Annotated in this window: 24 protein-coding genes; 8 read left to right on the top strand and 16 right to left on the bottom strand. The window is 63.8% G+C overall.

What is annotated here, in order from left to right; all coding sequences use genetic code 11:
• Positions 1–8: 8 nt before the first annotated feature.
• From SA190iCDA_RS14145 to cspD, 9 genes are all read right to left on the bottom strand, one after another.
• Positions 9–623, bottom strand: a complete 615-nt coding sequence (locus tag SA190iCDA_RS14145) for a histone acetyltransferase HPA2 (protein WP_070887514.1) — start codon at positions 621–623, stop codon at positions 9–11.
• Positions 624–661: 38 nt separating this feature from the next.
• Positions 662–1087: a GNAT family N-acetyltransferase gene (locus SA190iCDA_RS14140; protein ID WP_070887415.1), complete on the bottom strand. Its 426-nt coding sequence runs from the start codon at positions 1085–1087 to the stop codon at positions 662–664.
• Entirely contained in the window at positions 1080–2249 is a 1170-nt protein-coding gene (locus tag SA190iCDA_RS14135; protein ID WP_070887414.1) for a cupin domain-containing protein, read from the bottom strand. The genes SA190iCDA_RS14140 and SA190iCDA_RS14135 overlap by 8 nt, the downstream gene beginning before the upstream one ends.
• Positions 2250–2329: 80 nt before the next feature.
• The gene (purB, locus tag SA190iCDA_RS14130) at positions 2330–3700 is read right to left on the bottom strand and encodes an adenylosuccinate lyase (RefSeq protein ID WP_070887413.1); all 1371 of its coding nucleotides are present in this window, start codon (positions 3698–3700) and stop codon (positions 2330–2332) included.
• 210 nt (positions 3701–3910) lie between these two features.
• A complete protein-coding gene (hflD, locus tag SA190iCDA_RS14125; protein ID WP_070887412.1) occupies positions 3911–4531 on the bottom strand; it encodes a high frequency lysogenization protein HflD in 621 nt (206 codons plus the stop codon).
• On the bottom strand, positions 4528–5643 hold the full coding sequence (mnmA, locus tag SA190iCDA_RS14120; protein WP_070887411.1) for a tRNA 2-thiouridine(34) synthase MnmA: 1116 nt from the start codon (positions 5641–5643) through the stop codon (positions 4528–4530). Before mnmA ends, hflD begins: the two co-directional genes overlap by 4 nt.
• Before the next feature lie 83 nt (positions 5644–5726).
• A complete protein-coding gene (locus SA190iCDA_RS14115; RefSeq protein ID WP_070887410.1) occupies positions 5727–6173 on the bottom strand; it encodes an NUDIX hydrolase in 447 nt (148 codons plus the stop codon).
• A gap of 81 nt (positions 6174–6254) precedes the next feature.
• On the bottom strand, positions 6255–8483 hold the full coding sequence (locus SA190iCDA_RS14110; protein WP_070887409.1) for an NADP-dependent isocitrate dehydrogenase: 2229 nt from the start codon (positions 8481–8483) through the stop codon (positions 6255–6257).
• A 384-nt stretch (positions 8484–8867) separates the two neighbouring features.
• Positions 8868–9134 carry a cold shock domain-containing protein CspD gene (gene cspD, locus SA190iCDA_RS14105; RefSeq protein WP_070887513.1) on the bottom strand — a complete coding sequence of 89 codons (267 nt, stop codon included), beginning with the start codon at positions 9132–9134 and terminating at the stop codon, positions 8868–8870.
• A 220-nt stretch (positions 9135–9354) separates the two neighbouring features.
• On the opposite strand from cspD, the gene clpS reads away from it, so the two are divergent.
• Together clpS and clpA are read left to right on the top strand one after the other, a co-directional pair.
• A complete protein-coding gene (clpS, locus tag SA190iCDA_RS14100) occupies positions 9355–9717 on the top strand; it encodes an ATP-dependent Clp protease adapter ClpS (RefSeq protein ID WP_070887408.1) in 363 nt (120 codons plus the stop codon).
• A gap of 29 nt (positions 9718–9746) precedes the next feature.
• On the top strand, positions 9747–12017 hold the full coding sequence (gene clpA / locus SA190iCDA_RS14095) for an ATP-dependent Clp protease ATP-binding subunit ClpA (protein ID WP_070887407.1): 2271 nt from the start codon (positions 9747–9749) through the stop codon (positions 12015–12017).
• Between the two features lie 126 nt (positions 12018–12143).
• Here clpA and infA read toward each other — a convergent pair whose 3' ends face one another.
• The 4 genes from infA to trxB form a co-directional block, all read right to left on the bottom strand.
• Positions 12144–12362, bottom strand: coding sequence for a translation initiation factor IF-1 (gene infA, locus SA190iCDA_RS14090; protein WP_002553999.1), 219 nt, complete (start codon positions 12360–12362; stop codon positions 12144–12146).
• Positions 12363–12504: 142 nt separating this feature from the next.
• Complete coding sequence (locus SA190iCDA_RS14085; RefSeq protein ID WP_070887406.1) at positions 12505–13212, bottom strand: arginyltransferase; 708 nt, start codon at positions 13210–13212, stop codon at positions 12505–12507.
• Between the two features lie 66 nt (positions 13213–13278).
• Positions 13279–13971 carry a leucyl/phenylalanyl-tRNA--protein transferase gene (gene aat / locus SA190iCDA_RS14080; protein WP_070887405.1) on the bottom strand — a complete coding sequence of 231 codons (693 nt, stop codon included), beginning with the start codon at positions 13969–13971 and terminating at the stop codon, positions 13279–13281.
• Between the two features lie 47 nt (positions 13972–14018).
• The gene (trxB, locus tag SA190iCDA_RS14075) at positions 14019–14969 is read right to left on the bottom strand and encodes a thioredoxin-disulfide reductase (RefSeq protein ID WP_070887404.1); all 951 of its coding nucleotides are present in this window, start codon (positions 14967–14969) and stop codon (positions 14019–14021) included.
• Between the two features lie 215 nt (positions 14970–15184).
• On the opposite strand from trxB, the gene ftsK reads away from it, so the two are divergent.
• The 6 genes from ftsK (at position 15185) to cysG (ending at position 22825) form a co-directional block, all read left to right on the top strand.
• The gene (ftsK, locus tag SA190iCDA_RS14070) at positions 15185–17593 is read left to right on the top strand and encodes a DNA translocase FtsK (protein ID WP_070887403.1); all 2409 of its coding nucleotides are present in this window, start codon (positions 15185–15187) and stop codon (positions 17591–17593) included.
• Between the two features lie 17 nt (positions 17594–17610).
• Positions 17611–18237, top strand: coding sequence for an outer membrane lipoprotein chaperone LolA (gene lolA / locus SA190iCDA_RS14065; RefSeq protein ID WP_070887402.1), 627 nt, complete (start codon positions 17611–17613; stop codon positions 18235–18237).
• A gap of 7 nt (positions 18238–18244) precedes the next feature.
• Complete coding sequence (locus tag SA190iCDA_RS14060; protein WP_070887401.1) at positions 18245–19570, top strand: replication-associated recombination protein A; 1326 nt, start codon at positions 18245–18247, stop codon at positions 19568–19570.
• On the top strand, positions 19567–19941 hold the full coding sequence (gene crcB, locus SA190iCDA_RS14055; protein ID WP_070887400.1) for a fluoride efflux transporter CrcB: 375 nt from the start codon (positions 19567–19569) through the stop codon (positions 19939–19941). The genes SA190iCDA_RS14060 and crcB overlap by 4 nt, the downstream gene beginning before the upstream one ends.
• Before the next feature lie 16 nt (positions 19942–19957).
• Complete coding sequence (gene serS, locus SA190iCDA_RS14050; RefSeq protein WP_070887399.1) at positions 19958–21235, top strand: serine--tRNA ligase; 1278 nt, start codon at positions 19958–19960, stop codon at positions 21233–21235.
• Positions 21236–21427: 192 nt separating this feature from the next.
• Complete coding sequence (cysG, locus tag SA190iCDA_RS14045) at positions 21428–22825, top strand: siroheme synthase CysG (protein ID WP_070887398.1); 1398 nt, start codon at positions 21428–21430, stop codon at positions 22823–22825.
• Positions 22826–22953: 128 nt separating this feature from the next.
• Here the strand turns inward: cysG and SA190iCDA_RS14040 are convergent, their stop codons facing one another.
• From SA190iCDA_RS14040 to SA190iCDA_RS14030, 3 genes are all read right to left on the bottom strand, one after another.
• Positions 22954–23955, bottom strand: a complete 1002-nt coding sequence (locus tag SA190iCDA_RS14040; RefSeq protein ID WP_070887397.1) for a TRAP transporter substrate-binding protein — start codon at positions 23953–23955, stop codon at positions 22954–22956.
• A gap of 170 nt (positions 23956–24125) precedes the next feature.
• A complete protein-coding gene (locus tag SA190iCDA_RS14035; protein ID WP_070887396.1) occupies positions 24126–25412 on the bottom strand; it encodes a glycosyltransferase in 1287 nt (428 codons plus the stop codon).
• Positions 25413–25418: 6 nt separating this feature from the next.
• Positions 25419–25916, bottom strand: a complete 498-nt coding sequence (locus SA190iCDA_RS14030) for a disulfide bond formation protein B (RefSeq protein ID WP_070887395.1) — start codon at positions 25914–25916, stop codon at positions 25419–25421.
• Positions 25917–26187: the final 271 nt, after the last annotated feature.

Raw genomic sequence — 26187 nt, 5'->3', positions numbered from 1 at the left:
AATGCTCTTCATAGCAGGAAACTCCGCAAGTCAGGGTCGGTGATGCTGGTATCCCAGGTCTGGTCGAACAGTCGCTGTAACTGACGCACGCGTGGGGCGTCCCGATAGTTCGCATAGCCGCCGAATTGATCCGGCTCGGGGCGCATCAGCAGGCCCTGATCGTCAGCCAGCAGAAAGGCGCCATCGGGAGCGGCATAATCCGGGTGGCAGCGGCGAATCTGTATATGGCTGGACAGCTTGCGCGACAAGCCGATCAGCCGATGCCCATCGCGGACGGCGCGACTGCTGTCACGCACCAGAATGCGCAGCCCGCTGTTGCGATGGCTGAGCACGAACTGCGTGCATGCCTGGGCCATGCTGCTGTGGTTGTAAAGCCAGGGTTCGAGATCGGGGCTGTAGAGGCACAGTGTACGGCTGGCCTGTTGCATCAGCGCCAGGGCGTGGCTGCGCGCCTGCTCGGGCGAGCTGAAGCGCTGTAGCAGCTGCTCGCTACCGAGAACGAAAGGGGCGGGCTCCCAGATCGCCGGCATTGGCAGTTGGCTATCCGGGTTGTGCAGGGTGAAACGCCCAGGCGACTCGAACTCGATGGGCTCGAGATCGGCGGCCGTATGTTCGTTGTTCATGCTGACCTCTGTGGCACCGGTGCGTGCCACAGCTGACATCAGCTGCTGCTGCGCACCATGTCGACGTGAGGGATACCGGCTTCCAGGTACTCCTCGCTCACTACAGTGAAGCCCAGCTTTTCATAGAACGGCGTCGCCTGCACCTGGGCGCTGAGCATTTGCTGGCTCAGGCCACGTTTTTCCGCTTCGGCGATCACCGCCTGCAGCAGCGCTTCGCCGACTTTCAGGCCGCGCCAGTCCTTGAGCACCGACACCCGGCCGATCTGGCCGTCGGCGAGCAGGCGCGCCGTACCGATCGGGTAATCGCCCTCGCAGGCGAGAAAATGCACGGCATCACTGTCTTCGGCGTCCCATTCCAGTTCAGGCGGCACGGCCTGTTCAGCCACGAAAACCGTTTCGCGGATGCGACGCAGCTCCTCGTAATCCCTGTGCCAGTCGGCGATGCGTACGTGCAGGTCATTCATCGGCAGCAAACTCCAGGCTTCCTTGCTTGGCCAGTTCGAGCACCAGCTCCCGGGCCTCGTCGTCGCCCAGCCATGGGCCCAGGTTTTCCAGGTGCAGGGCGTCGGCCGAGCAGATCATCTTCAGCAGCTCGCGCAGGCTGGCGGACACCAGACGGCTCTGGCCGCTGGCGAACAGCACCAGGCCATCGCCAACTTCCGACCAGGCCAGGCGCGCGCTGGGGTTGCGAATCAGAATGGCGCCATCTTCGAGCTGATCGAGGAAGCCGTCCTCGTCGATTTCGATGCCGGCGACCAGCTCCGGGTATTTGGGCTCGGTCATGAACTGGCCGAACCAGGTCATCAGCAGGCGCTCGTCGCTCATGTGCTCGGCGAGCAGCGCCTTGAGGCGATCGAGCGCGTCACGCTGAATCTCATGGGGGTCGCTGGTCGGTGCGGCGTCGGCGTCGCTGTAGCGCGTCTCGTCCGGCAGGAACTGGCCAAGGAAGTCGGTGAAATGGGTCAGCACTTCGGCCGCGCTGGGGGCGCGGAAACCCACGGAATAAGTCATGCAATCGTCCTCGGCGGTGCCACAGTGGGCCAGGAGCGGCGGCAGATAGAGCATATCGCCGGGCTCGAGCACCCATTCTTCAGTTTGATCGAATTGAGCCAGGATCTTCATGTCCAGATCTGGCAGCAGCGGGCTTGCGGCGTCGCACATCTGGCCGATCTGCCAGCGGCGACGGCCATGGGCCTGCAGGAGAAACACGTCATAGTTGTCGAAGTGCGGGCCAACGCCGCCACCCGGGGTAGCGAAGCTGATCATCACGTCGTCGATGCGCCACTTGGGCAGGAATTTGAACTGCTCCAGCAGCTCGGCGACTTCGGGCACTAACTGGTCGACCGCCTGCACCAGCAGGGTCCAGTCACGTTCCGGCAGCTCGGCGAAGGCATCCTCGGCGAACGGGCCGCGGCGAACTTCCCAGGGCGTTTCGCCGTGCTCGAGCACCAGGCGCGACTCGACTTCCTCCTCGAGCGCCAGGCCGGCCAGCTCGTCGGGAGAAATCGGGCTCTCGAAGTCGGCGATGGCCTGGCGCACCAGCAAGGGCTTCTTCTGCCAGTAATCGCGCAGGAATTCGCGTGCGCTCAGGCCACCCAATTGCTGAAGAGGAGCATCAGGATTCATCTATAAGTCCTTGATATTGATAGATACGTATAAAAAGAAACGCCCGGCGTCAGCCGGGCGTTTTCGGGCGTGCCCGTCGGTCAGATGCGCTTGGCCTGGGCCACGGCGTTGCCGATGTAGTTGGCCGGCGTGAGCTGCTTGAGCTCTTCCTTGGCCGGTGCGGGCATGTCCAGTGTGTCGATGAAGGCCAGCAGCGCCTCGGGCGTGATGCCCTTGCCGCGGGTCAGCTCCTTGAGCTTCTCGTAGGGGTTCTCGATGGCGTAGCGGCGCATGACGGTCTGGATCGGTTCGGCGAGCACTTCCCAGCAGGCGTCCAGGTCTTCAGCAATACGCTGAGCATTGAGCTCCAACTTACTGATTCCCCTGAGGCTTGCTTCGTAGGCGATCAGGCTGTGGGCAAAGCCGACACCGAGGTTACGCAGCACCGTGGAATCGGTCAGGTCACGCTGCCAGCGCGAAATCGGCAGTTTGCTGGCTAGGTGCTGGAACAACGCGTTGGCGATACCCAGGTTGCCTTCGGAGTTCTCGAAGTCGATGGGGTTGACCTTGTGCGGCATGGTCGAGGAGCCGATCTCGCCAGCCACGGTCTTCTGCTTGAAGTAGCCCAGGGATATATAGCCCCAGACGTCGCGATCGAAGTCGATGAGGATGGTGTTGAAACGCGCGATGGCATCGAACAGCTCGGCGATGTAGTCGTGCGGCTCGATCTGCGTGGTGTAGGGGTTCCACTGCAGACCCAGATCACCTTCGATGAACTGGCGGGCGTTGGCTTCCCAGTCGACCTGCGGGTAGGCCGACAGGTGGGCATTGTAGTTGCCCACAGCGCCGTTGATCTTGCCCAGCAGCGGCACGGCGGCGATCTGCACGATCTGCCGCTCGAGGCGGTAGACGACGTTGGCCAGTTCCTTGCCCAGGGTGGTCGGCGAAGCCGGCTGGCCATGGGTGCGCGACAGCATCGGCACGTCGGCGAACTTGACCGCCAGCTCGCGGATGGCGGCAGCGATCTGGCGCATCACCGGCAGCAGTACCTTGTCGCGGCCTTCGCGCAGCATCAGGGCGTGGGACAGGTTGTTGATGTCCTCGCTGGTGCAGGCGAAGTGGATGAACTCGCTGACCTTGTCCAGCTCCGGCAGTTTGGCGGCCTGCTCCTTGAGCAGGTACTCCACGGCCTTGACGTCGTGGTTGGTGGTGCGCTCGATTTCCTTGACGCGCTCGGCGTGCTCGACGGCGAAGTTTTCCGCCAGCTCATTGAGCAGGGCGTTGGCTTCGGCGGAGAAGGGCGCCACTTCGCTGATGCCTTCATGGGCGGCGAGGCGCTGCAGCCAGCGGACTTCCACCTGAACGCGGAAACGGATCAGGCCGTATTCGCTGAAAATGGGGCGCAGGGCGCTGGTTTTGCCGGCATAGCGGCCGTCTACGGGCGAAACCGCGGTGAGCGAGGAAAGCTGCATGGGAGGCGTTCTCGGACAGTCGGGCGTGGAAAAGGGCGCATATCATACATGAAGGCGCTCGCTGCAGGCTGCAAGCTGCAGGTAAAAGCGATTGATGGACAGGCGCTTTAAATGAAAAAACCTTTTAAACCATTTAGTTGAAATGAAAACCTAATCTGAAGCCTGAAGCCTGAAGCCTGAAGCCTGAAGCCTGAAGCCTGAAGCCTGCCCTTAGCCACGCAGCATCGGGTACAGCTCGCGCAGCAGTTTGCGGCGGCTGAATACCAACTGCCAGCGGTGCCCGCCCAGTTGGCGCCAGAGACGGGCCGAGCGAATCCCAGCGAGCAGCAGGCCGCGAATCTTCGAGGCATTGGCCGGCTGCTGCAGGAAGCGGCTGTCGCCCTGCACCTGAATGCGTTGCTTGAAGGTGCTGATGGTGTCCTGGTAGAGCGCCCCGCACGAGGAAATGACGTTCTCGTGGGCGATGCCGAAATGCTCGGCCTGGTTCTGAATCTGGTCCAGGCGATTGCCCATCAACTGCAGCAGGTCGCCGCGCTTGTCGAGTTGGCGTTCCAGGCCGAGCAGGGCAAGGGCATAACGCAATGGCTCGCGCTGCAGGCTGGTGGGGTCGCGCTCCAGAGCGCTGACCAGGGCGCGATAGCCGTCGCGCAGATTGAGGTCATCGCCGCCATAGACATCCAGGGTGCCGTTGGCATCGCGTACCAGCAGGCTACCGATCAGGCAGGTCACTTCGCTTTCGCCGGCCTGGCCGGTCTTGGCGATCTTGTCGACCATTACCGCGGCCTGAAACACCGCGCCGAGGGCAATCAATTGTTCCTGAATCGGGTTCATCGCGGGGCGCCCTCGCTCCAGGGCTCGGCGCTTCCGATCACGCCGCCGCCAAGACAGATATCACCGTCGTAGAACACCACGGACTGGCCCGGCGTGACGGCGCGTTGCGGTTGCTCGAAGGTGGCACGATAACCCTCGGCCGTGCGCTCCAGGGTGCAGGCCTGATCGGCCTGGCGGTAGCGCACCTTGGCGGTCAGCTGCCGCGGCACGTCGAGCGCCACCGGGTTGACCCAGTAGATCTGCGAGGCGAGCAGGGCGCGGGAGAACAGCCACGGGTGCTCGTTGCCCTGGCCGACCACCAGTACATTGCGGGCCAGGTCCTTGTGCAGCACGTACCAGGGCTCGTCACCGGCATCCTTGAGGCCGCCGATACCCAGGCCCTGGCGTTGACCGATGGTGTGGTACATCAGGCCGTGGTGCTTGCCGATCACCTCGCCCTCGGTGGTTTCGATGGTGCCCGGCTGCGCTGGCAGGTACTGCTTGAGGAAATCGCTGAAACGCCGCTCGCCAATGAAGCAGATGCCGGTGGAATCCTTCTTCTTGGCCGTGGCCAGCTCGTATTTTTCGGCGATCGCCCGCACCTCGGGCTTTTCCAGTTCACCGACCGGGAACAGGGTCCTGGCGATCTGCTCGCCGCCCACGGCGTGCAGGAAGTAGCTCTGGTCCTTGTTGGCATCCAGGCCCTTGAGCAGTTCGCTGCGGCCGTCGACATCGCGGCGGCGCACGTAGTGGCCGGTGGCGATCAGGTCGGCACCGAGCATCAGGGCGTAGTCGAGGAACGCCTTGAACTTGATCTCGCGGTTGCAGAGGATGTCCGGGTTGGGCGTGCGGCCGGCCTTGTATTCGGCCAGGAAATGCTCGAACACGTTGTCCCAGTACTCGGCGGCGAAGTTGGCGGTGTGCAGCTTGATGCCGATGCGGTCGCACACGGCCTGGGCATCGGCCAGGTCGTCCATGGCGGTGCAGTATTCGGTGCCGTCGTCTTCGTCCCAGTTCTTCATGAACAGGCCTTCGACCTGGTAGCCGGCTTCGAGCAGCAGCAGGGCCGAGACGGAGGAGTCGACACCGCCGGACATGCCGACGATGACGCGCTGGGTGGCTGGATCTTGCATGGTCGGAATCAATACGGGCTTCAAAGGGACGGGATTCTAACAGGATGCGCGGCGGGTTTCAGTCTGGCGCGCATGGGCGGCATTCACATGGGGTCGTGGAGAAGGCTGAGGGGGAAGCGGGCGCCGGCCAGGTAGTCGTCCAGGCAACGCAGCACCAGTTCGCTGCGCAGGCGACCGCGCTCGGCCAGCAGTTCGTCGTAAGTGAGCCAGCGAATGCCGCTGATGTCGTTGTCCAGCGCACGGTCGGCGTGGTGCCGCAGCAGATTGGCGACAAAACAGATACGTTGATAGGTCACGCCGTTGCTCGGCGCGGTGTACAGGTAGATGCCGCTGACGCCGGTGAGCTCGACGTCGCAGGCGGTTTCTTCCAGGGTTTCGCGCACCGCGGCCTGCAGCAGGCTTTCCTTTGGTTCAAGGTGGCCGGCGGGCTGGTTGAGCACCAGGCGTCCGCCCTTGAGTTCCTCGACGAACAGAAAGCGCCCCTCGTGCTCGACGATGGTGGCGACGGTGACATGTGCGTGCCAGGTCATGCTGACTCCTTTTTCGAGAACTGAAAACGACAACCCCGGCGCAAGGCCGGGGTTGTCGGTGCCGCTAGATCAACAAACTACTCAGGCCAGGGAAGCCAGGGCCGCGTTGAGGGTCGCGCTCGGACGCATGACTTTTTCGGTCAGCGCCTTGTCCGGTGCGTAGTAGCCACCGATTTCCGCCGGCTTGCCCTGGACCGCGCCCAGCTCGGCAACGATCTTGGCTTCGTTGTCGCTCAGGGTCTTGGCCAGCGGCGCGAACTGCGCCTGCAGGGCGGCGTCTTCGCTCTGGGCTGCCAGGGCTTGTGCCCAGTACAGCGCCAGGTAGAAATGGCTGCCGCGGTTGTCGATACCGCCAACCTTGCGCGCCGGCGACTTGTCGTTGTCGAGGAACTGACCGGTGGCCTGGTCCAGGGTCTTGCTCAGCACCAGGGCTTTGGGGTTGTCGTAGGTGTTGCCCAGGTGCTCCAGGGAAGCGGCCAGGGCCAGGAATTCACCCAGGGAATCCCAGCGCAGGAAGTTCTCTTCGACCAGCTGCTGCACATGCTTGGGTGCCGAACCGCCAGCGCCGGTTTCGAACAGGCCACCGCCGTTCATCAGCGGCACGATCGACAGCATCTTGGCGCTGGTGCCCAGCTCCATGATCGGGAACAGGTCGGTCAGGTAGTCACGCAGCACGTTACCGGTCACCGAGATGGTGTCCTTGCCTTCGCGGATGCGCGCCAGGGAGAACTTGATGGCGTCGACCGGGGCGAGGATGCGGATGTCCAGGCCGTTGGTGTCGTGATCCTTCAGGTACTTCTCGACCTTCTTGATCATTTCGGCGTCGTGAGCACGCGCCGGGTCCAGCCAGAACACCGCCGGGGTGTTGCTCAGGCGGGCACGGTTGACGGCCAGCTTGACCCAGTCCTGGATCGGCGCGTCCTTGGTCTGGCACATGCGGAAGATGTCGCCTTCCTCGACCTTCTGCTCCATCAGCACCTTGCCGCTGGCATCGCTGACGCGCACCACGCCATTGGCCTGGATCTGGAAGGTCTTGTCGTGGGAGCCGTACTCTTCGGCTTTCTGCGCCATCAGGCCGACGTTCGGCACGCTGCCCATGGTGGTCGGGTTGAAGGCGCCATTGGCCTTGCAATCTTCGATCACCGCCTGGTAGATGCCGGCGTAGCAGCGATCCGGGATCACCGCCTTGGCGTCCTGCAGCTCGCCTGCGGTGTTCCACATGCGGCCCGAGTCGCGAATCATCGCCGGCATCGAGGCGTCGACGATCACGTCGCTCGGCACGTGCAGGTTGGTGATGCCCTTGTCGGAGTTGACCATGGCCAGCGCCGGGCGCTCGGCGTAGACGGCGTTGATGTCGGCTTCGATCTCGGCCTGCTTGTCGGCCGGCAGCTTCTTGATGCTGGCGTACAGGTCGCCGATGCCGTTGTTCAGATTGAAGCCGGCTTCCTGCAGGGCAGCGGCGTGCTTCTCCAGGGCTGGCTTGTAGAACTCGGCCACGATCTGGCCGAAGATGATCGGGTCGGAGACCTTCATCATGGTGGCTTTCAGGTGCACCGAGAACAGCACGCCCTGTTTCTTGGCGTCTTCGATCTGGGCGGCGATGAAGCTGCGCAGGGCCTGCTTGCTCATGACCGAGCAATCGAGGACTTCGTCAGCCAGCACCGAGGTCTTCTCTTTCAGCACGGTGGCGCTGCCGTCAGCGCCGATCAGCTCGATCTTCACGCTGCCCTGGGCGTCGATCAGGGCGGCTTTTTCGCTGCCGTAGAAATCACCGCTCTCCATGTGCGCCACGTGGGACCTGGAGTCGGCAGCCCAGGCGCCCATCTTGTGCGGGTGCTTGCGGGCGTAGTTCTTCACCGACAGCGGCGCACGGCGGTCGGAGTTGCCTTCGCGCAGGACCGGGTTCACGGCACTGCCCTTGACCTTGTCGTAACGGCTGCGGATGTCGCGGGCTTCGTCGCTGTCGCCGGCATCCGGGTAGTCGGGCAGGGCGTAGCCCTGGCTCTGCAGTTCCTTGATGGCGGCCTTGAGTTGCGGCACCGAGGCGCTGATGTTCGGCAGCTTGATGATGTTGGCTTCTGGCGTGGTGGCCAGGGCGCCCAACTCGGCGAGGTGGTCACCCTGCTTCTGAGCGTCGGTCAGAAACTCGGGGAACAGCGCCAGGATACGGCCGGCCAGCGAAATGTCGCGGGTCTCGACGGCGATATCGGAGGAGGCGGTGAAGGCTTTGACGATGGGGAGCAGGGAGTAGGTCGCGAGCGCTGGGGCTTCGTCGGTGAGGGTGTAGATAATCTTCGAGCGTGTGGTCATATTTGATTTAACTCTCTTTTTACTGAACTTGCGCGGCACTGATCCGGGTGAGGTGGCTTCTGGCCACAGCGCGGCATCAATGATGCGAATTCGAAGTTCCATCCCGATGATGTTGGGTGTCGTGGCCGGCTGATGGCGGTAACGGATCGCCTGACAAGACCGGCACGACGGGTGCTGGAAGCCGTACTCCAGGCATGGACGCCCTTATGACTACTCAGTCAGCGCCCGAGTATATCAAACCGACGTAGCGAGTGGCTCGCGCCCATGGCGAAGATGCGTTTTCCGTCGTTCGAAGCATTCGCTAACACCGGGTCGATTGCGTTGAGCGGCTGCTTGCCCCATAAAAAACCGGCCACTGGGGCCGGTTGTTGAACAGGTGAAAGGTCAGGCTCCGACGGCGGTCGCCCGTGCCGGGCTGGCTGTCGGGGCAGGCACATCCTGGAGGGCCTGAGCGGCGCTGATATTCACGGCGTGGAGACCCTTGGGGCCTTGAATGATATCGAAACTGACGGCTTGGCCGGCCTTCAGGGTTTTGTAGCCATCCATCTGAATGGCCGAGTAATGGGCGAACAGGTCCTCATCTCGGCCGTCGGCGAGGATGAATCCGTAGCCCTTGGCGTTGTTGAACCACTTGACCTTACCACTTAGCATGCTGATATCCCTCTGCAAGGAACCCCACTGCTGGAGTATCATCCACATTAGATCCAGCGTTCACGGGAATCCCCAGTGAACGCAAGCCCTTTCACCCCGTAGGGGTATCCTTTGGTTGTAACACCCTTTTGCCGATAGTCAAGGCATCGCACGAAACGACGATAAACGGGTCTTATTTCTGCGGCCCGCTCCATTCACCTCCACGAACCTTTTATCCAGCATGCATGCAAGTAGCCAGATTCGACTAACATTCAATCAGGATCGACCCGCACCGCATGAGGACGACTCATCAGACCTGGCCGTCGAGGAGTCCAAGCCGGCATTGCAGGCGCCTCCTCTCTACAAGGTGGTCTTGTTCAATGATGACTACACCCCCATGGATTTCGTGGTCGAGATACTTGAGACCTTCTTCAACCTCAATCGCGAGGTGGCAACCAGGATCATGTTGACCGTGCATACCGAAGGTCGCGCCGTGTGCGGGCTCTACACCCGCGATATCGCCGAGACCAAGGCCACGCAGGTCAATCAATACGCGCGGGAAAGCCAGCATCCATTACTCTGTGAAATCGAGAAGGACGGTTAACGCCGGCCGCTTGGGCATGAGGTGAAGCTATGTTAAATCGAGAGCTCGAAGTCACCCTCAACCTTGCCTTCAAGGAGGCACGCGCAAAACGTCATGAATTCATGACCGTGGAGCACCTCCTGCTGGCTCTTCTGGACAACGAAGCGGCAGCCAGCGTGCTGCGCGCCTGCGGTGCCAGCCTGGACAAGCTGCGCAGTGACCTGCAGGAATTCATCGACTCCACCACACCGCTGATTCCCCAGCATGACGAAGAACGTGAAACCCAGCCGACGCTGGGCTTCCAGCGTGTGCTGCAGCGCGCGGTATTCCACGTGCAGAGTTCCGGCAAGCGTGAAGTCACCGGGGCCAACGTGCTCGTGGCGATCTTCAGCGAGCAGGAAAGCCAGGCCGTGTTCCTGCTCAAGCAGCAGAGCGTGGCCCGTATCGACGTGGTCAATTTCATCGCCCACGGCATCTCCAAGGTGCCGGGGCAGGGCGCGTCCCCCGAGGCCGACCCGGAAATGCAGGACGAAGAGGGCGGCGAGTCCTCTTCCTCGGGCAATCCGCTGGACGCCTACGCCAGCAACCTGAACGAAATGGCCCGCCAGGGGCGCATCGATCCGCTGGTCGGTCGCGAGCACGAAGTCGAGCGCGTTGCGCAGATTCTTGCCCGACGCCGTAAGAACAACCCGCTGCTGGTCGGTGAGGCCGGTGTCGGCAAGACCGCCATCGCCGAGGGCCTGGCCAAGCGCATCGTCGACAACCAGGTGCCCGACCTGCTGGCCGACAGCGTGGTCTATTCCCTGGATCTCGGTGCACTGCTGGCTGGCACCAAGTACCGCGGTGATTTCGAGAAGCGCCTCAAGGCGCTGCTCACCGAGCTGCGCAAACGCCCGCAGGCCATTCTGTTCATCGACGAGATTCACACCATCATCGGTGCCGGTGCGGCCTCGGGCGGCGTGATGGACGCCTCCAACCTGCTCAAGCCGGCCCTGTCGTCCGGTGAGATCCGCTGCATCGGCTCCACCACCTTCCAGGAATTCCGCGGCATCTTCGAGAAGGATCGGGCCCTGGCCCGTCGCTTCCAGAAAGTCGATGTGGTAGAGCCGTCGGTGGAAGACACCATCGGCATTCTCAAGGGGCTCAAGGGGCGCTTCGAGCAGCACCACGACATCGAGTACAGCGACGAAGCGCTGCGCGCTGCTGCGGAGCTGGCGTCGCGCTACATCAATGACCGTCATATGCCCGACAAGGCCATCGACGTGATCGACGAGGCGGGCGCCTTCCAGCGCCTGCAGCCCGAGGACAAGCGCGTCAAGCGTATCGACGTGCCCCAGGTCGAGGACATCGTCGCCAAGATCGCGCGGATTCCGCCGAAGCACGTTTCGAGCTCCGACAAGGAACTGCTGCGCAACCTGGAACGCGACCTGAAGCTGACCGTGTTCGGTCAGGACGCCGCCATCGACTCGCTGGCCACCGCCATCAAGCTTTCGCGCGCCGGCCTCAAGGCGCCGGACAAGCCGGTCGGCTCGTTCCTGTTCGCAGGCCCTACCGGGGTCGGCAAGACCGAAGCGGCTCGCCAGCTTTCCAAGGCACTGGGTGTGGAACTGGTGCGTTTCGACATGTCCGAGTACATGGAGCGCCATACCGTGTCGCGCCTGATCGGCGCGCCACCCGGCTACGTCGGCTTCGACCAGGGCGGCCTGTTGACCGAGGCGATCACCAAGCAGCCCCATTGCGTACTGCTGCTCGATGAAATCGAGAAGGCGCACCCGGAAGTCTTCAACCTGCTGCTGCAGGTCATGGACCACGGCACGCTGACCGACAACAACGGGCGCAAGGCGGACTTCCGCAACGTGATCCTGATCATGACCACCAACGCCGGCGCGGAAACCGCCTCGCGGGCGTCGATCGGCTTCAGCTACCAGGATCACTCGTCCGACGCCATGGAAGTGATCAAGAAGAGCTTCACGCCGGAGTTCCGCAACCGCCTGGACACCATCATCCAGTTCGGTCGCCTCAGTCATGACACCATCAAGAGCATCGTCGACAAGTTCCTCATCGAGCTGCAGGCGCAGCTCGAGGACAAGCGCGTCATGCTCGAGGTCAGCGATGCCGCGCGCGACTGGCTGGCCGAGCAGGGTTACGACGTGCAGATGGGCGCCCGGCCGATGGCTCGCCTCATCCAGGATCGCATCAAGCGACCGCTGGCGGAGGAGATCCTCTTCGGCGAACTCTCCGAGCACGGCGGCACGGTGCATGTGAATCTCGAAAACGGCGAACTGACGTTCGAGTTCGAGACCACCGCGGAGATGGCCTGAGGTACGGCGGGGTGCTTATGGCGCCCCGCGCTGCCTTACGGCGATAAGCCAATAAAAAGCCCGGCATGAGTGCCGGGCTTTTTATTGGCTGCTGGGAGCAGAGCAGAAAACCCTGCTCTTGCTCCGTTAGCGGGCGCGATAGGTGATGCGACCCTTGCTCAGGTCGTACGGGGTCAGCTCTACGCGAACCTTGTCACCAGTCAGAATGCGGATGTAATTCTTGCGCATCTTTCCGGAGATGTGCGCGGTAACGACGTGCCCGTTTTCCAACTCCACGCGAAACATGGTGTTGGGCAGGGTGTCGACGACAGTGCCTTCCATTTCGAAGCTGTCTTCTTTCGACATGCAGTAAAGCCCTCGGTATCCAGAGAATGGCCCGGCGCAACTGGCCCCAGGCAAAAGCGGCAAGCATTGTGCCTGAAAACCAGGGTTGACGCCAAGGGGCTGCCTCTGTTTCGGCAGCGAAAGGCCAGGAAAATCGTCGATTTCAGGTCAGGGCGACCCAGCGCTGATTGACGAACAGCTCGATGGGGCGGTACTGGGTCTTGTAGTTCATCTTTCTGCAGTTCTTGATCCAGTAGCCAAGATATACGGCATGCAGCTTCAGGCGCAGCGCTTCGCCGATCTGCCAGAGGATGGCGTAGCGACCCAGGCTGCGCCGCTCTTCGTCAGGGTCGTAGAAGGTGTAGACCGCCGACAGGCCATTGGGTAGCACGTCGGTCACGGCAATGGCGAGCAGCCGGCCCTGCTCGCGGAACTCGAAGAAACAGGAGAACGGCAGGTCGCGCACCAGAAAGGTCGAGAACTGCTCACGGCTCGGTGGATACATGTCGCCGTCGGCGTGGCGCTGCTCGATATAGCGCGCATATAGCTGATAATATTCTTCGTTGAATGAAGGGCTTACCGCTTTTACTTCAAGTGATTCATTGCGTTTTAGGATGCGTCGCTGCTGTCGATTGGGGGCGAATCGGGCAGCCGGAATTCGCGCCGGCACGCAGGCGGTGCAGCGCTGGCAATGCGGGCGGTAGAGGTGATCGCCGCTACGCCGGAAACCCAGCTCGGAGAGCTCGGCGTACATCTCCACGTCCATCGGCTGGCTGGGATCGAGAAACAGCGTAGTGGCCTGTTCCTCGAGCAGATAGCTGCAGGGATGGGGCTGCGTGGCGTAGAACTTCAGGCGAGCCAGCTCAGTCATGATCGACTCCCAGGAATGGCCTCGAATCAGTGTATGCCAGCGCCGAGCTGCGGGCCAGGGCGCCTGTCACCGGTCGCCAGCGGCGCGCCAGTCGGCCGGGCTGGGCTGATCCAGAAAGCGCGCCAGGTAATCGGCGAACGCCTGGCGGCTGATGGCGCGGGCGCCGAGGCTGTGCAGGTGCTGGGTCGGCATCTGGCAGTCGATCAGCTCGAACTGCCACGCCTCGAGTCGCTCGACCAGGCTGACGAAGCCGACCTTGGAGGCATTGTCGGCCCGGCTGAACATCGATTCGCCAAAGAACAGCCTGCCCATGGCCAGCCCATACAGCCCGCCGACCAGTTGCTGGTTCTGCCAGACTTCCACGCTGTGCGCCACGCCGCGCTCGTGCAGGTCGATATAGGCCTGTTGCATGGGGGTGGTGATCCAGGTGCCGTCCGCGTAGTCGCGAGGCGCCGCGCAGGCGCGGATGACCTCGGCGAAGGCGCGGTCGAAGGTCACCTGAAAATGCCCCTGGCGGATGACCTTGCGCAGACTGCGCGAGACGTGCAGCTCGTCGGGAAACAGCACGGTGCGCGGATCCGGTGACCACCACAGCAGCGGCTGGCCATCCTGGTACCAGGGAAAGCAGCCATGCCGATAGGCGGCGATCAGCCGCTCGGCGCGCAGATCGCCGCCTGCGGCCAAGAGGCCGTTGGGTTCGCGCAGCGCCTTGTCGAGCGGCGGAAAGGTCAGGGAGTCGCGTTGCAACCAGGTAAGCATGGGCGAGACCGCAGCGGGGGAGGGCGGGCGTTACCCCGCCCGGAGCCTCAGTTGTCGTCGAGGAATTTCTCGACGTCCAGGGCGGCCATGCAGCCGGCGCCGGCCGAGGTGATGGCCTGGCGATAGACATGATCGGCCACGTCGCCCGCGGCGAACACGCCCTCGATGCTGGTGGCCGTGGCGTTGCCTTCGCTGCCGCCCTTGACCAGCAGGTAGCCGTCACGCATTTCCAGCTGACCCTGGAACAGATCGGTGTTGGGCTTGTGGCCGATGGCGATGAACACGCCCGCCAGGGGCAGGTCGCAGGTGCTGCCGTCCTGGGTGCTGCGTAGGCGGGCGCCGGTCACGCCACTGGCGTCGCCCAGCACTTCTTCCAGGGTGTGGTTCCAGTGCAGCTTGATATTGCCGTTGGCAGCCTTGTCGAAGATCTTGTCCTGCAGGATCTTCTCCGAACGCAGCTTGTCACGGCGGTGTACCAGATGCACTTCCTTGGCGATATTGGACAGGTACAGCGCCTCTTCCACGGCGGTGTTGCCGCCACCGATCACGGCGACCACCTGGTTGCGGTAGAAGAAACCGTCGCAGGTCGCACAGGCGGACACACCCTTGCCGGCGAACGCTTCTTCGGAGGGCAGGCCCAGGTACTGGGCCGAAGCGCCGGTGGCGATGATCAGCGCGTCACAGGTGTAGGTGCCACTGTCGCCCTTGAGGGTGAACGGCCGGCTCTGCAACTCGGCGGTGTGGATGTGGTCGTAGATGATCTCGGTTTCGAAGCGCTCGGCGTGTTTCTGCATGCGCTCCATCAGCCCAGGTCCCGTCAGCCCTTCCACGTCACCCGGCCAGTTGTCGACCTCGGTGGTGGTGGTGAGCTGGCCGCCAGGCTGAATGCCGGTGATGATGACAGGCTTCAGATTGGCGCGAGCGGCGTATACGGCGGCGCTGTAACCGGCCGGCCCGGAGCCCAGGATAATCAGGCGGGAATGCTTGACTTCGCTCATAAAAACACCTCATAAGCCTTTGTCACAAAAGAGAATGCATGCTCAAATTGAGCCGCACGGACGAATAGTGGCCGCTATGCTACACCGAAGCACGGGACGAGCGGGAGCCAGCCGGGCGATCGGTTCCCCAACGCACCGGCGGCATGCCGTACAATGGCGGCGTTTCGTCCTCCACCGATCATTCGGCGCGCTAGCAGCGCAGGAACAGATGCGTTTTGAAGAACTCTAGCTCTACAGCACCGGCGCCAGCCTGGCGTCAGCAATTGCCATATCGCCTCAAAGAGGGCGCCCTGATCGCTCTTGGGGCGTTGTGTCTCTACGTGTGGATGGCGCTGCTCACCTATGACCCGGCCGATCCGGGCTGGACCCACACCAGCAACGTCGAGCAGGTGCACAATGCCGCCGGGCGGGCCGGTGCCTGGTTCGCCGACGTGCTGTTCATGGCCCTCGGTTATTTCGCCTACCTGTTTCCGCTGCTGCTGGGCATCAAGGCCCTGCAGGTGTTCCGGGCCCGCCACGAGCCCTGGCACTGGAGCGGCTGGCTGTTTTCCTGGCGGCTGATCGGCCTGGTGTTCCTGGTGCTGTCCGGTGCGGCGCTGGCCTACATCCATTTCCAGAGCGGCGCCAACATGCCGGCCTCGGCCGGTGGCGCGCTGGGCGAGAGCCTCGGGCAACTGACCGTCGCGGCGCTCAACGTGCAGGGCAGCACGCTGCTGTTCATCGCCCTGTTCCTGTTCGGCCTGACCGTGTTCACCGACCTGTCCTGGTTCAAGGTCATGGATCTGACCGGCAAGATCACCCTCGACCTGCTGGAGCTGGTGCAGAGCGTGGTCAATCGCTGGTGGAGTTCGCGCCAGGATCGCAAGCAACTGGTCGCCCAGCTGCGCGAAGTGGACGAACGGGTGCACGAGGTCGCCGCCCCGGTGGTCAAGGATCGCCGTGAGCAGGCCAAGGTCAAGGAACGCCTGATCGAGCGCGAAGAGTCGCTCAACAAGCACATGAGCGAACGCGAAAGCCGCCCGGCACCGATGATTTCCGCACCGGTCGCGCCCAAGGCGCCGGAGCCGAGCAAGCGCGTGCAGAAGGAAAAGCAGGTGCCGCTGTTCGTCGACAGCGCCGTGGAAGGCACCTTGCCACCGATCTCGCTGCTCGACCCGGCCGAGGCCAAGAAGGTCGAGTACTCGCCCGAGTCCCTGGCCGGCGTCGGTCACCTGCTGGAAATCAAGCTCAAGGAATTCGGCGTCGAGGTCACGGTGGACTCGATCCATCCGGGCCCGGTGATCACCCGCTACGAGATCCAGCCGGCCGCTGGCGTCAAGGTCAGCCGCATCGCCAACCTGGCCAAGGACCTGGCCCGCTCCCTGGCGGTGACCAGCGTACGGGTCGTGGAGGTGATTCCCGGCAAGACCACGGTGGGCATCGAGATTCCCAACGAGAACCGCCAGATCGTGCGTTTCTCCGAAGTGCTGTCCACCCCGGAATACGACGACGCCAAGTCGCCGGTGGCCCTGGCCCTGGGCCACGACATCGGCGGCAAGCCGGTGATCACCGACCTGGCCAAGATGCCCCACCTGCTGGTGGCCGGTACCACGGGTTCGGGTAAGTCGGTGGGCGTCAACGCGATGATCCTGTCGATCCTGTTCAAGTCGAGCCCGGAAGACGCGCGGCTGATCATGATCGACCCGAAGATGCTCGAACTGTCGATCTACGAAGGCATTCCGCACCTCTTGTGCCCGGTGGTCACCGACATGAAGGAGGCGGCCAACGCCCTGCGCTGGAGCGTGGCGGAGATGGAGCGCCGCTACAAGCTGATGTCGAAGATGGGCGTACGCAACCTGGCGGGCTTCAACCGCAAGGTCAAGGACGCCATCGAGGCCGGCGAGCCGCTGGCCGACCCGCTGTATCGTCGCGAGAGCATGGAAGACGAAGCACCGCTGCTCAAGCCGCTGCCGACCATCGTGGTGGTGGTCGACGAGTTCGCCGACATGATGATGATCGTCGGCAAGAAGGTCGAGGAACTGATCGCCCGTATCGCCCAGAAGGCGCGGGCCGCCGGCATCCACCTGATTCTCGCCACCCAGCGCCCCTCGGTGGACGTGATCACCGGCCTGATCAAGGCCAATATCCCGACCCGTATGGCGTTCCAGGTATCGAGCAAGATCGACTCGCGCACCATCATCGACCAGGGTGGTGCCGAACAGCTGCTCGGCCACGGTGACATGCTCTACATGCCGCCGGGCACCAGCCTGCCGATCCGCGTGCATGGCGCCTTCGTGTCCGACGATGAAGTGCACCGCGTGGTCGAGGCCTGGAAGCTGCGTGGCGCCCCCGATTACAACGAAGACATTCTCGCCGGCTCGGAAGAGGGCGGTGGCGGTGGCTTCGACGGCGGCAGCGGCGGTGAGGGTGGTGAAGACAGCGAAAGTGATCCTTTGTACGACGAAGCGGTCAACTTCGTACTGGAGAGCCGCCGCGCCTCGATCTCTTCGGTGCAGCGCAAGCTGAAGATCGGCTACAACCGCGCTGCGCGGATGATCGAAGCCATGGAAATGGCCGGCGTCGTCACCCCGATGAACACCAACGGCTCGCGCGAGGTCATCGCACCCGGGCAGAACCGCGATTAATCTGACAGAGGATCCCCATGCGCCTGATTCGCCTGATGCTGCTCGCCGTTCTCACCACGGCCAGCCTGTTCGCCCACGCTGACGACGAGGCGGCGGTCAAACGCCTGACCGAGCTGCTCAACCAGGCGCAGACCATCACCGCACGCTTTTCCCAGCTGTCCCTCGATGGCAGCGGCACCCAGCTGCAGGAAACCGCTGGCGAGCTGGCCCTCAAGCGCCCCGGCCTGTTCCGCTGGCACACCGACGAGCCGATGGAACAACTGCTGGTATCCGACGGCAAGCAGGTGTGGCTGTACGACCCGGATCTGGAGCAGGTGACCATCCAGTCCCTCGATCAGCGCCTGACCCATACCCCGGCGCTGCTGCTGTCCGGCGACGTGTCGCAGATTCGCGAAAACTTCGAGATCACCTTCAAGGAAGGCGGCAGCGTGGTGGACTTCATCCTCAAGCCGAAGTCCAAGGACACCCTGTTCGACAGCCTGCGCCTGTCCTTTCGCAACGGCGTGCTGAACGACATGCAACTGATCGACAGCATCGGCCAGCGCACCAATATCCTGTTCATGAGCGTGAAGATGAACCAGCCTCTGGATGACAAGCAGTTCAGCTTCGAAATCCCCGAGGGTGCGGACGTCATTCAAGAGTAGGTAAGTCGTGGATCTGTTTCGCAGCGCGCCCGTCGCCCAGCCCCTGGCCGCCCGTTTGCGGGCGACCACCCTGGACGAATACGTCGGTCAGGAGCACCTGCTGGCCCGTGGTAAGCCGCTGCGCGAAGCGCTGGAGCAGGGCGCCCTGCATTCGATGATCTTCTGGGGCCCGCCCGGGGTCGGCAAGACCACCCTGGCGCGCCTGCTGGCCCAGGTCACCGACGCGCATTTCGAGACCATTTCCGCGGTGTTGTCCGGGGTCAAGGAAATCCGCCAGGCCGTCGAGATGGCCCAGCAGCATGCGGCGCAGTATGGCCGCCGTACCATCCTGTTCGTCGACGAAGTGCATCGCTTCAACAAGTCCCAGCAGGACGCCTTTCTACCTTATGTGGAAGACGGCACGCTGATCTTCATCGGCGCGACCACCGAAAACCCGTCCTTCGAACTCAACAACGCCTTGCTGTCCCGCGCCCGGGTCTACGTGCTCAAGAGCCTCGACGACGCCGCACTGCGCAAGCTGGTCGAGCGCGCTCTGAGCGAGCCCAAGGGGCTGGGCGAGCGGCGCCTGAGGCTGCCCCAGGAAAGTTTCGAGATTCTCAGGAGCGCCGCGGACGGCGACGGCCGGCGCTTTCTCAACTTCCTGGAAAACGCCGCGGATCTGGCCGACGACGGCAGCGAGATCGGCAGCGACCTGTTGCTCGACCTGCTTGGCGATACGCGGCGGCGTTTCGACAAGGGTGGCGAGGCCTTCTACGACCAGATTTCCGCGCTGCACAAGTCGATTCGCGGCTCCAGCCCCGATGGTGCGCTGTACTGGTTCGCACGCATGCTCGATGGTGGCTGCGACCCGCTGTACATCGCCCGCCGCGTGGTGCGCATGGCCAGCGAGGACATCGGCAACGCCGACCCGCGCGCCCTGACCCTGTGCCTGAACGCCTGGGACGTGCAGGAGCGCCTGGGCAGTCCGGAAGGCGAACTGGCCGTGGCCCAGGCCATCGTCTACCTGGCCTGCGCGCCGAAGAGCAACGCCGTGTACATGGCCTTCAAGGCCGCCAAGCGCGATGTCGCCGAGAATGGCTCCCGAGAGGTCCCGCTGCACCTGCGCAACGCGCCCACCAAGCTGATGAAGGAGCTCGGTTACGGCGACGAATACCGCTACGCCCATGACGAGCCCGATGCCTACGCGGCCGGCGAGGACTACTTCCCCGAGGACCTCGAGCCGCGGCGCTACTACGAGCCGGTGCCACGCGGCCTGGAGCTGAAGATTCGCGACAAGCTGGCCCACCTGGCCAACCAGGATGCCAACAGCCCCAGGCAACGGAGAAAGTCATGATCGTCACCATTGCGGCGGTTGCCGTCGGCGGCGCACTGGGTACCCTGGCGCGTTTTTTCACCGGCAACTGGGTCGCTGCCAACTGGCCGCAGCATTTTTATGGCGCCACCTTGCTCGTCAACCTCGTCGGCTGCCTGCTGATCGGGGTACTCTACGGCCTGTTCCTGATGCGCCCCGAGGTGCCGCTGCCCGTTCGGGCCGGGCTGATCGTCGGCGTGCTGGGCGGTTTCACCACATTTTCTTCGTTTTCCCTGGACACCCTGCGCCTGCTGGAAGGCAGCCAGGCGCCGCTGGCCCTGGCCTATGTGGCAGTGAGTGTCCTGGGCGGCCTGCTCGCCACCTGGGCGGGCCTTTCGTTAACCAAACTCTGATCGACGAGAACCTGAAATGCTCGATTCCAAACTGGTGCGCAGCCAACTGCACGATATTGCCCAGCGTCTGGCCACCCGTGGCTATGAACTGGACGTGACCCGCGTCGAAGCCCTCGAGGCCCAGCGCAAGTCCGTCCAGACCCGCACCGAGCAACTGCAGGCCGAGCGCAACAGTCGATCCAAGTCCATCGGCCAGGCCAAGCAACGCGGTGAAGACATCGCGCCGCTGCTGGCCGACGTCGACCGCATGGGCAACGAGCTGGAAGAGGGCAAGCGCGAACTGGACGCCATCCAGGTCGAGCTCGACAACCTGCTGCTGAGCATTCCCAATCTGCCCCACGAGTCGGTGCCAGTGGGCGCCGATGAAGACGACAACGTCGAAGTGCGCCGCTGGGGTACGCCGCGTACCTTCGATTTCGCCGTGCAGGATCACGTCAGCCTCGGCGAGCAGCACGGCTGGCTGGATTTCGAAACCGCCGCCAAGCTGTCCGGCGCCCGCTTTGCGCTGCTGCGTGGGCCGATCGCCCGCCTGCACCGCGCCCTGGCGCAGTTCATGATCAACCTGCACACCGCCGAGCACGGCTACGAAGAGGCCTATACACCGTATCTGGTACAGGCGCCTGCACTGCAGGGCACCGGCCAGCTGCCGAAGTTCGAGGAAGACCTGTTCAAGATCAGCCGTGAGGGCGAGGCCGACTTCTACCTGATCCCGACCGCCGAAGTGTCGCTGACCAATATCGTTGCCGGCGAGATCATCGAGGCCAAGCAGCTGCCGCTGAAATTCGTCGCCCACACGCCGTGCTTTCGCAGCGAGGCGGGCGCCTCGGGCCGTGATACCCGCGGCATGATCCGCCAGCATCAGTTCGACAAGGTCGAGATGGTCCACGTGGTCGAGCCGGGCAAGTCCTTCGAAGCCCTGGAAGAGCTGACCGGCCACGCCGAGAAGGTGCTGCAGCTGCTCGAGCTGCCGTACCGCGTGCTGGCCCTGTGCACCGGTGACATGGGCTTCAGCGCCACCAAGACCTACGATCTGGAGGTCTGGGTGCCAAGCCAGGACAAGTACCGCGAGATTTCCTCGTGTTCCAACTGTGGCGACTTCCAGGCGCGCCGCATGCAGGCGCGTTATCGCAACCCGGAAACCGGCAAGCCCGAGCTGCTGCACACCCTCAACGGCTCCGGCCTGGCGGTGGGCCGCACCCTGGTCGCGGTGCTGGAGAACTACCAGCAGGCCGACGGCAGCATCCGCGTGCCTGAGGTGCTGAAGCCGTACATGGGTGGCATCGAGGTCATCTGAAAGCGGCGGCAAGCCTCAAGCTGAAAGCGGCAAGCTGAACGGCTGCGCTTAGTACTTGAAGCTATTGTTTGTTCCGCCGTATCCGCAGGCTGCGCTCAGCCTGCATCCTGCTATCGAAATGGAGCGGTAAGTCCGACCCCGCAAGCAGCTGGATCAGCTTGCGGCTTGTGGCTTGCCGCTTGAGGCTGCCCCATGGACTTCCTTCCCCTGTTCCACAAATTGCAGAACCGCCGCGTGCTGGTGGTGGGCGGTGGCGAAATCGCCTTGCGCAAGGCGCGGCTGCTGGCCGATGCCGGCGCTACGCTGCGGGTGGTCTCACCCGACGTGGTCGGTGAACTGCGCGAACTGGTCGCGCAAGGGGCGGGGGAGCTGCTGCTGCGTGGCTATGAGGCAGGTGACCTGCAGGGCGTGTCGCTGGTCATCGCCGCGACCGACGACGTGCCGCTCAATGCGCAGATTTCCGAACAGGCCCAGGCCCTGGGTATTCCGGTCAACGTGGTCGATGCGCCGGCGCTGTGCAGCGTGATCTTCCCGGCCATCGTCGACCGCTCGCCGCTGATCGTCGCGGTCAGCAGCGGTGGCGATGCCCCGGTGCTGGCTCGCCTGATCCGCGCCAAGATCGAGACCTGGATCCCGGCCACCTACGGCCAGCTGGCCGGGTTGGCGAAAATCTTCCGCGCCCAGGTCAAGAACCTGTTCCCGGAGGTGCAGCAGCGCCGCGTGTTCTGGGAAGACGTATTCCAGGGCCCGGTCGCCGAGAGCGCCTTCGCCGGCAAGCTCGGTGAGGCCCGCCGCCTGCTCGAAGACAAGATCAACGGCGCGGCTCCCCAGGCGCTGGGCGAGGTGTACCTGGTCGGCGCCGGTCCCGGCGACCCCGACCTGCTGACCTTTCGGGCGTTGCGCCTGATGCAGCAGGCCGATGTGGTGCTCTACGACCGTCTCGTCGCCCCGGCCATCGTCGAGCTGTGCCGACGTGACGCCGAGCGTATCTACGTGGGCAAGCGCCGCGCCGATCATGCCGTGCCCCAGGAGCAGATCAACCAGCGGCTGATCGACCTGGCCAAGGCCGGCAAGCGCGTGTTGCGCCTCAAGGGCGGCGATCCGTTCATCTTCGGCCGTGGCGGCGAAGAGATCGAGCAGTTGGCGGCCCATGGCATTCCCTTCCAGGTGGTGCCGGGCATCACCGCGGCCAGCGGCTGTTCGGCCTATGCTGGCATTCCCCTGACGCACCGCGACCACGCCCAATCCGTACGTTTCGTCACCGGGCACCTGAAGGACGACAGCGCCGATCTGCCCTGGCAGGAGTTGGTGGCCTCCAGCCAGACGCTGGTGTTCTACATGGGCCTGGTCGGGCTGCCGACCATCTGCCAACAGCTCGTCGCCCATGGCCGGGCCGCCAGCACGCCGGCGGCGCTGATCCAGCAGGGCACAACGGAAAACCAGCGGGTATTCACCGGCACCCTGGCCAACCTGCCGGACCTGGTGGCGCAGCATGAGGTGCATGCCCCGACGCTGGTGATCGTTGGCGAGGTTGTGCTGTTGCGCGAGAAGCTGGCGTGGTTCGAAGGGGCGCAGCACGCGTCCCGATAGTCGCGTTCTCGTAGCCCGCCTCGAGCGCAGCGATATCCGGCGGCGACTTTCCGGATTTCGCCCGGCCATGGACTGTGATGTAAAACGAAAGAGGCCCGCGTCATGCGGGCCTCTTTCGTTTGCGGTGATCAGTCGTGCCGCTTGCGGTTCACCACCTGGGCGGCCTTGATCACGTCGCTGCCGATCTCGGCCTCGAATTGCTGCCAGACCGGCTGCATCGCCTCGCGCCAGGCCTGGCGCTGTTCCGGGGTGAGGGTGATGATCTGGCTCTTGCCGGAGGCTTCGATACGCCGGCGATCGGCCTGGTTGGCTTCCTCGGCCTGGCGGTTCACCGCGTAGGTGACCTCGTCGATGATCGCTTCGAGCTCGGTGCGGATCTGGTGGGGGATGCCGTACCAGAAGCGCGCGTTGCTGATCAGCATGTAGTCGAGCACACCGTGGTTGGTTTCCGTGATGAACGGCTGCACCTCGTGCAGGCGCTGGCTGTAGATGTTCGACCAGGGGTTTTCCGCGCCCTGTACCTGGCCGCTTTGCAGGCCCTTGTAGACCTCGGCGAACGGCATCTTCACCGCAGTCGCACCCAGCTGGGCGAACTGGGCGTCGAGCACCTTGGAGTTCTGAATGCGGAAATTCAGGCCGGCGGCATCGCCTGGCACGCGCAGGGCCTTGGTTGCCGACATCTGCTTCATGCCGTTGTGCCAATAGGCCAGGCCGACGATGTTCTTGTCTTCCATGGAGCGCAGCAGCTGGCGACCCTTGGCGCGTTTCTGGAAGCGATTGACCGCCTCCAGGTCATCGAACATGAAGGGCAGGTCGAAGACCTGCAGCTGCTTGGTGTACTGGTCGAACTTGGCCAGGGACGGGGCCAGCATCTGCACCTCGTTGTTGCGCAGCGCTTCCAGCTCGTTGGCGTCGCCGTACAGCGAGGAGTTGGGGTAGACCTCGACCCGCACCTTGCCTTCCAGGCGCTGGTCGACCAGGCGCTGGAACATCAGCGCGCCCTGGCCCTTGGGCGTATCGTCGGCCACCACATGGGACAGCTTGATCACCAGCGCGCCTTCTTCGGCAACGGCGGTATAGGAGGTGAGCGTCAGGGCGCAGGCGGCCGCGACAGCAATCTTTTTCAGCATGTGGAAGACCTTATTCTTGTCGACTGTTTTTGTGGTCGGACGCTGGTTGGCAGTAGCGGCCGTTGGCACCGATTAGGATTGTAGGTGAAGTCTAGTGTAATCATGGCGCCAGATATGTGACAGCCGTCCTAGCTGTGCCAAGTCATCAGGCAAAATGCCACTTCGTCGGGTCAATTGCCGCGTGCGTGCTTGGCGGCGATCCACTGGGACATGTACTGGGTGCTCTTGTGCTGATGATGGCGCAGCATGGCGCCCACGAAGTTTCGTTGCCGATGCGCGTCACGGGTATCCAGCAGCTGTTCCAGCCGGGCAAGCAGCTCGCCGGCCAGGCGCAGGCGATCGAAGCGCTGCTGCAGCAGCGGGGCGGCGTGGTCGCGGGCTTGTGACCACCTGGCGGGGTCTTCGTGAAGCTGCACGGCCGCCTCGGCGAACGCCTGGCCATCGTCTGCAATAATGCCCGGCCAGGGCAGTTCGCCGTGCATGCCCTCGCTGCCGATGGAGGTGGTCACGCTGGGCGTGCCACAGGCCATGGCATCGGCCAATTTGCCCTTGATGCCGGCGCCGAAGCGCAGGGGCGCCAGGCAGACGCGGGCCTGGGCCATCACCCGGTGGGCGTCGTCCACCCAGCCCAGCACCTGAAAGCCCTGCCTGGGGTTATGCAGCGCGGTGGCCTTGGGCGGCGGGTAGGCGCCATAGACATGCAGCTGCGCGTGCGGCAGCCGCGCGCGAATCAGCGGCCACAGGGCGTGCTTGAGCCACAGCACGGCGTCCCAGTTGGGTGCATGGCGAAAATTGCCGATGCTCAGAAAATGCGCGCGCTCGGCAAAGGGTAGGTCGGTCAGCACTGGCGGGATCAGCATCAGCGCGCAGTCGTGCAAGAGGCTCGCCGGCACGCCGAACTGCGCTTGCAGCAGCTGCATCTCGAATTCGGAAATCATCAGCGTCAGGTCGCAGCGGTAGATCGACGCCACCTCGCGCTGGGCCATGTCGCCGCCTGCCATGGCCGCATACAGCTGCTGGGCGCAGGCCTGCACCGGCCCCACCTGTTGGCGCTGCGTTTCGTTGGCGCAGGCCTGCTGGCTGGCTTTGAGCAGGCCGTGGCGGGCATCGCGCAGGCAGTGCAGGTCGCTGGTATCGAGCACCCGCAGGGCCGCTGGCCAGGCCCGCTCGACCCGCCAGCCGAACTGCTCCTCGGTGAAGAAGCGGTCGAACAGCACCAGGTCCGGCTGCAGGGCCGCGACGTAGGTATCGAAGCTGTCGCAGTTGAGGGCGACGGCGACTTCCTCGATCTCGAGTTCGGCCAGGTCGGCACGGTGGGTCGACAGCGCCGCGGCGCTGGCGAAGGTGACCTGCCAGCCCTGGCCGCGAAACACCCCGAGCAGCTCCAGCATGCGGCTGCCGGCCGCGGACGAGCGCGGCTCCGGCCACACGTAGCCAATCACCAGTACCTTGCGCATTAGGGCTCAGCGCGTGCCGCGAATGCTGCGCCACAGGGTGACCAGCACCAGCACGAACAGCGCGGCGATGCTCGCCAGTGTCCACGCGGTGAACGGCACACCGAGAATCTTGTAGTCGTTCATGCCGCACACGCCGCCGCTCATGAACACGCCAGGCCAGTATTCATGCAATGGCAATTGCTGATAGTAGAACGGGAAGGGCGAGCAACTGCTGCTTTCCATGATGCCCAGTTCGATCAGGGTGACATGGGCATTGTCGATCAGCGCCATGCCGCTGGCGGCCAGCAACAGCGGCCACAGCAGCACCGCCAGCCAGGTCAGGCGGGCTGCCGAGGCCGCGCTCAGCAGCAGGGCGATGACGGCGGTCAGGCACAGCCACAGGCGAATCTGCACGCACAGGGTGCAGGGCTCCCAGCCGAACATATGCTGGGCAATCAGGGCGCCGGCGAGCATCAGGGCGCTGGCCAGGGCGATCAGCAGCAACAGCGGGGCGGGGCGGGACATGCAACTCTCCAGATGAAGGCCTACGGCAACAAGGTGCCGTTTGTACCGGAAGGCGGCCTGCCGGGCAATCGAGGATTCCGATGCAAACCATCATTTTTGCAGGTGGGGATGGTGGCCGTGCTTGATCACACCCGTGGGTGCGCGCGGGGACGCCTGGGCCGTGCGCGCGACATCACGGACATGGCCCGTTCTCACAACAACAGCGCACGGGCTTTCATGGATCCAAAAAAAATCCCCACGCAGAGGGGCGTCTGCGTGGGGTGGCAAGGGC

Origin of the sequence: Pseudomonas argentinensis (assembly GCF_001839655.2) — a bacterium.
GTDB lineage: Bacteria > Pseudomonadota > Gammaproteobacteria > Pseudomonadales > Pseudomonadaceae > Aquipseudomonas > Aquipseudomonas argentinensis_B.
Note: the sequence above shows the minus strand (reverse complement) of the source record. Positions and strands in the feature narration are given on the sequence as shown.

Bases quoted from the DNA above. Each gene is read 5' to 3' on its own strand.
- SA190iCDA_RS14145 (WP_070887514.1), bottom strand. From the start codon at position 623: ATGAACAACGAACATACGGCCGCCGATCTCGAGCCCATCGAGTTCGAG.
- SA190iCDA_RS14140 (WP_070887415.1), bottom strand. From the start codon at position 1,087: ATGAATGACCTGCACGTACGCATCGCCGACTGGCACAGGGATTACGAG.
- SA190iCDA_RS14135 (WP_070887414.1), bottom strand. From the start codon at position 2,249: ATGAATCCTGATGCTCCTCTTCAGCAATTGGGTGGCCTGAGCGCACGC.
- purB (WP_070887413.1), bottom strand. From the start codon at position 3,700: ATGCAGCTTTCCTCGCTCACCGCGGTTTCGCCCGTAGACGGCCGCTAT.
- hflD (WP_070887412.1), bottom strand. From the start codon at position 4,531: ATGAACCCGATTCAGGAACAATTGATTGCCCTCGGCGCGGTGTTTCAG.
- mnmA (WP_070887411.1), bottom strand. From the start codon at position 5,643: ATGCAAGATCCAGCCACCCAGCGCGTCATCGTCGGCATGTCCGGCGGT.
- SA190iCDA_RS14115 (WP_070887410.1), bottom strand. From the start codon at position 6,173: ATGACCTGGCACGCACATGTCACCGTCGCCACCATCGTCGAGCACGAG.
- SA190iCDA_RS14110 (WP_070887409.1), bottom strand. From the start codon at position 8,483: ATGACCACACGCTCGAAGATTATCTACACCCTCACCGACGAAGCCCCA.
- cspD (WP_070887513.1), bottom strand. From the start codon at position 9,134: ATGCTAAGTGGTAAGGTCAAGTGGTTCAACAACGCCAAGGGCTACGGA.
- clpS (WP_070887408.1), top strand. From the start codon at position 9,355: ATGCATGCAAGTAGCCAGATTCGACTAACATTCAATCAGGATCGACCC.
- clpA (WP_070887407.1), top strand. From the start codon at position 9,747: ATGTTAAATCGAGAGCTCGAAGTCACCCTCAACCTTGCCTTCAAGGAG.
- infA (WP_002553999.1), bottom strand. From the start codon at position 12,362: ATGTCGAAAGAAGACAGCTTCGAAATGGAAGGCACTGTCGTCGACACC.
- SA190iCDA_RS14085 (WP_070887406.1), bottom strand. From the start codon at position 13,212: ATGACTGAGCTGGCTCGCCTGAAGTTCTACGCCACGCAGCCCCATCCC.
- aat (WP_070887405.1), bottom strand. From the start codon at position 13,971: ATGCTTACCTGGTTGCAACGCGACTCCCTGACCTTTCCGCCGCTCGAC.
- trxB (WP_070887404.1), bottom strand. From the start codon at position 14,969: ATGAGCGAAGTCAAGCATTCCCGCCTGATTATCCTGGGCTCCGGGCCG.
- lolA (WP_070887402.1), top strand. From the start codon at position 17,611: ATGCGCCTGATTCGCCTGATGCTGCTCGCCGTTCTCACCACGGCCAGC.
- crcB (WP_070887400.1), top strand. From the start codon at position 19,567: ATGATCGTCACCATTGCGGCGGTTGCCGTCGGCGGCGCACTGGGTACC.
- serS (WP_070887399.1), top strand. From the start codon at position 19,958: ATGCTCGATTCCAAACTGGTGCGCAGCCAACTGCACGATATTGCCCAG.
- cysG (WP_070887398.1), top strand. From the start codon at position 21,428: ATGGACTTCCTTCCCCTGTTCCACAAATTGCAGAACCGCCGCGTGCTG.
- SA190iCDA_RS14040 (WP_070887397.1), bottom strand. From the start codon at position 23,955: ATGCTGAAAAAGATTGCTGTCGCGGCCGCCTGCGCCCTGACGCTCACC.
- SA190iCDA_RS14035 (WP_070887396.1), bottom strand. From the start codon at position 25,412: ATGCGCAAGGTACTGGTGATTGGCTACGTGTGGCCGGAGCCGCGCTCG.
- SA190iCDA_RS14030 (WP_070887395.1), bottom strand. From the start codon at position 25,916: ATGTCCCGCCCCGCCCCGCTGTTGCTGCTGATCGCCCTGGCCAGCGCC.